1 protein-coding gene is annotated in these 4,537 nt (G+C 69.9%); it reads right to left on the bottom strand.

Annotation, left to right across the window (positions count from 1 at the left end; translation table 11 throughout):
* The coding region (locus ACIRFL_RS43480; protein WP_404041217.1) for an amino acid adenylation domain-containing protein at positions 1-4,537 on the bottom strand (4,537 nt) is incomplete at both ends.

The raw sequence follows: 4,537 nt of genomic DNA, 5'->3' as shown, positions 1-4,537 counted from the left end.
AGGGAGCGGTCGTCGCACTGTACGGCCACCGCGTCCGGTGATCTGCCCGCCTGCTCGGTGAACAGTTGGGGCAGCGACACCCCGCGCAGGGCACGCGAGGCCCCCTGCCAGTCCGACAGGACCCGTTTCCGTTCGCTCTTCTCCAGCACCTCCACCTCGGAGACCCGGCGATCCGGGTCCTGGGCAAGGGCGGTGAGTACGCGGACGAAGCGGTCGGCGATGGACTGTGCGGTCTCGCGGTCGAACAGGTCGGTGCTGTAGTCCAGCGCACCACCCAGCACGGCGGACTGGGTCTCTGCCGTGGGACGGCGTTCAGCGAGTCGGAAGGACAGGTCGAACTTGGCGGCACCGATTCCCACCGGCCGGCTGCTCACCTCCAGGCCGGGCAGGGAAGCGACGGCGGAGGCCGCGCCCTGTTCCGTGTTGTTCAGGGTGAGCATGGTCTGGAAGAGGGGGTGCCGGGACAGTGAGCGTTCCGGGTTGATCGCCTCCACCAGCCGCTCGAACGGCAGGTCCTGATGGGCGTAGGCGGCGAGGTCCGCCGCCCGCACCCGCTCCAGCAGCTCGGTGAAGGTGGGATCGCCGGATACGTCGGTGCGCAGCACCAGCGTGTTCACGAAGAAGCCGACCAGATCGTCCAGCGCGTCGTCGGTGCGGCCGGCGATCGGGGTGCCCAGCGGGATGTCCGTGCCCGCGCCCAGCCGGGACAGCAGGGTGGCGAGCGCGGTCTGGAGCACCATGAACAGGCTGGACCTGCCCTCACGGGCCACGCGCACCAGACCGCTGTAGACGTCCTCCGGCAGCTCGAAGGTGACCCGGTCGCCCACGTACGAGGCCACGGCCGGCCTCGGCCGATCGAACGGCAGCGGCAGCTCCGCCGGGAGATCCGCCAACGTCCGCGTCCAATAGGCGAGTTGGCGGCTGGCCTCGCTGTCCGGGTCGTCCTCGGAGCCGAGTACGTCGCGCTGCCAGAGGCTGTAGTCGGCGTACTGCACCGGCAGCGGCGCCCACTCCGGGGCCGCGCCCCGCACCCGGGCCGCGTACGCCGCCGTCAGGTCGTGGGCGAGGGGGCCCATCGACCAGGCGTCGCCCGCTATGTGGTGGACGACCGCGAGCAGGACGTACTCCTCGTCTCCGAGCTCGAACAGGAAGACGCGCAAGGGCGGTTCCTCGCTCAGCTCGAATGTCGCGCGGGAGGCACGGTCCAGTTCCTCGTGCAGGTGTTCCTCGTCCGTGGCGGTCACCGTGAGAGACACTTCGGTGGCGTCCCGCACGATCTGGTACGGACCCTCGGCGTCCTCGGCGAACACCGTGCGCAGGCTCTCGTGCCGGTCCACGACGTCCGCCAGCGCCTGCCGCAGCGCCAACTGGTCCAGCGCTCCCGTCATCCGGAGGGCGACGGGCAGGTTGTACGTGGCGCTGGGGCCCTCGAAGCGGTGCAGGAACCACAGCCGTTGCTGGGCGTGGGACAGCGGAACGCGCGCGGGCCGGGACGCGGCGGCCCGCAGCGGCTTTCGCGTGCCGGTCGCGGTGTCCAGTGCGGCGGCGAGTTCGGCGACGGTGGGGCTTTCGAAGAGCTGTCGGATGGCCAGCTCCGTGCCCAGGACGGTGCGGATGCGGCTGACGAGTTTGGTGGCGAGCAGGGAGTGGCCGCCCAGGGTGAAGAAGTCGTCGTCGATGGTGATGGTGTCGATGCCGAGTACTTCGGCGAAGAGGGTGCGGAGGATGTCTTCGCGGGGGGAGCGTGGTGCGCGGCCGTGGCCTGTCTGTGGTTCGTGGTCGGGTGCGGGCAGGGCGCGGCGGTCCAGCTTGCCGTTCGGGGTGAGCGGGAAGGCATCCAGGGTCACGAACGCCGAGGGGATCATGTAGCCCGGCAGACGGGCGGCAAGCCGCTGGCGCACATCTGCCGGCTCCACCAACTCCTCCGCCGCCGGGACGATGTAGGCGACGAGGCGCGGGTCTCCGGGGCGGTCTTCGCGGACGAGTACGGCGGCTTGTGCGATGTGTTCGTGTGTGGTGAGGACGGTTTCGATCTCGCCGGGTTCGATGCGGTGGCCGCGGAGTTTGATCTGGTCGTCGATGCGGGTGAGGTATTCGAGTTGTCCGTCGGGGGTCCAGCGGACGAGGTCGCCGGTGCGGTACATGCGGGTGCCGGTGGGGCCGTAGGGGTTGGCGACGAAGCGTTGTGAGGTGAGTCCTGGGCGGTGGTGGTAGCCGCGTGCCAGGCCGGTGCCGGCGATGTAGAGCTCGCCGGGTGTGCCGGGTGGGACGGGTCGGAGGGTGTTGTCGAGGACGTAGACCTGTGTGTTGGTGATGGGGCGGCCGATGCGTGGGCGGTGTGTGTCCTGGGTGGTGACGGACCATTGGGTGGACCAGATTGTTGTTTCGGTGGGTCCGTACAGGTTGGTGACTGATGTGGTGTGGTGGGTGAGTGCTTCGGCGAGGTCGGGGGGCAGTGCTTCGCCGCCGACGAGGACGCGGATTCCGGTCAGTGCCGATGTGTCCTGGGCGAGTACCGCTCGCCACAGGCTCGGCGTCGCCTGCATCACGGAAACATCCGCCGACCGCACCAGTCCGTACAGGGCGGCGGGGTCCCGGACGGTGTCCCGTGAGGCGATCACCACGGTGGCGCCGGAGAGCAGCGGCATGAACAGTTCGAGTCCGGCGATGTCGAATCCGACGGTGGTCACGGCCAGCAGACGGTCGCGGTCGGTCAGTTCGAAGTGTTCCTGCATCGCTGTCAGGAAGTTCACCAGTGCGCCCTGCGGGACGACCACACCCTTCGGGCGTCCCGTCGACCCCGACGTATAGATCACATAGGCCGGGTTCGTGAGAGCCGGACGGGCCAGGGGCTGGCTGTCCGCGAGCCGCGACAGAGCGTCGGTGGTCTCGGGGGCGTCCAGCAGCAACCGGGGCACGGCCGGTTCCTCCGGCAGTACGCGGGTCAGGTCGCTCGTGGTCAGGAGCAGGACCGGGTCCGCGTCGTCCAGCATGTAGGCCAGCCGCTCGGCCGGGTATTCGGTGTCCAGGGGCAGATAGGCGGCGCCTGTCTTCCAGACGGCCAGCAGTGCCACGAGCAGGTCCACCGACCTGGGCAGCGCCACCGCCACGAACCGTTCGGCGCCGGCTCCGCGTTCGACCAGGACGTGGGCCAACCGTTCGGCACGGGCGTCCAGTTCCTCGTACGACAGTGACTCCTGGCCCGCGACCACGGCATCCGCGGCCGGGTCCGAGGACACCCGCTCCTCGAACAGCTCCACCACCGAACGCCCCGGCACCTCACGCGCCGTGTCGTTCCAGAGTTCGAGGAGGCGGCCGCGCTCGGCTGCGGCCAGGATCTCGATGTCGCCGACCTGGACGTCCGGAGTGGTGACCGCGTGGTCCAGGAACCGGAGGAGCCGGTCGATGAGCGTGCCGGCGGTGACTCGGTCGAACAGGTCGGTGCTGAACTCCAGCACACCATGGAGGGAGTTCACCCGGCCGTGTCCGTCACGGCGCTCCGTGAATCCGAAGGCCAGGTCGAACTTGGCGACGGACGACTCGATCGGCTCCCGCTCGGCCGTGAGGCCGGGCAGGTCACCGAGGGAGTCCAACGCGCCCTGATAGTCGGTGTTGTTGAGTGTGAGAAGCACCTGGAAGAGGGGGTGCCGGGACAGTGAGCGTTCCGGGTTGACGGCCTCCACCAGCCGCTCGAACGGCAGGTCCTGATGGGCGTAGGCAGCGAGGTTCCGCTCACGGACCCGGTCCACCAGCTCGGCGAACGTCGGGTTCCCGGAGGTGTCCGTGCGCAGCACGAGCGTGTTCAGGAAGACGCCGACCAGGTCGTCCAGGGCCTCGTCGGTGCGGCCCGCGATCGGTGTGCCCAGCGGGATGTCCGTACCCGCGCCCAGCCGGGTCAGCAGCGCGGCGAGCCCCGCCTGAAGCACCATGAACGGGCTCGCCTGGGTCTCCCTCGCCAGGGCGACGACCCGGTCGTAGAGCGCCGAGGGGATCTCGAAGGGGATGCGGTCGCCGCGGTAGGTGGCGACCGAGGGGCGCGGGCGGTCGTACGGCAGCTCCAGTTGGTCGGGCAGCCCGGCCAGTGTGTCGGTCCAGTAGGCGAGTTGGCGGGAGATCTCGCTGTCCGGATCGTTCTCGGTGCCGAGGACGTCGCGCTGCCAGAGGCTGTAGTCGGCGTACTGGACCGGCAGCGGCGCCCACTCGGGGGCTGTCGCGCCCTGCACCCGGGCCGCGTAGGCCGCCGTGAGGTCACGGGCCAGTGGGGCCCGGGACCACGCGTCACTCACGATGTGGTGGGTCAGCAGCAGGAGTACGTGGTCGTCCTCGGACAACGCGAACAGCGAGGCACGGAACGGGATGTCTGCGGCAAGGTCGAACGGGCGGCCGGCCCCCTCCGCCAGGGCGTCACGCAGACGTGTTTCGTCCGTCCCGACGACCATGAACTCCGGCCGGGCGTCGGCCGGGTCCCGGACGATCTGGTACGGGCCTTCGGCGTCCTCGGCGAACACCGTGCGCAGGCTCTCGTGCCGGGCCACCA

The organism is Streptomyces sp. NPDC102462 (assembly GCF_044765425.1).
GTDB lineage: Bacteria > Actinomycetota > Actinomycetes > Streptomycetales > Streptomycetaceae > Streptomyces.
Note: the sequence above shows the minus strand (reverse complement) of the source record. Positions and strands in the feature narration are given on the sequence as shown.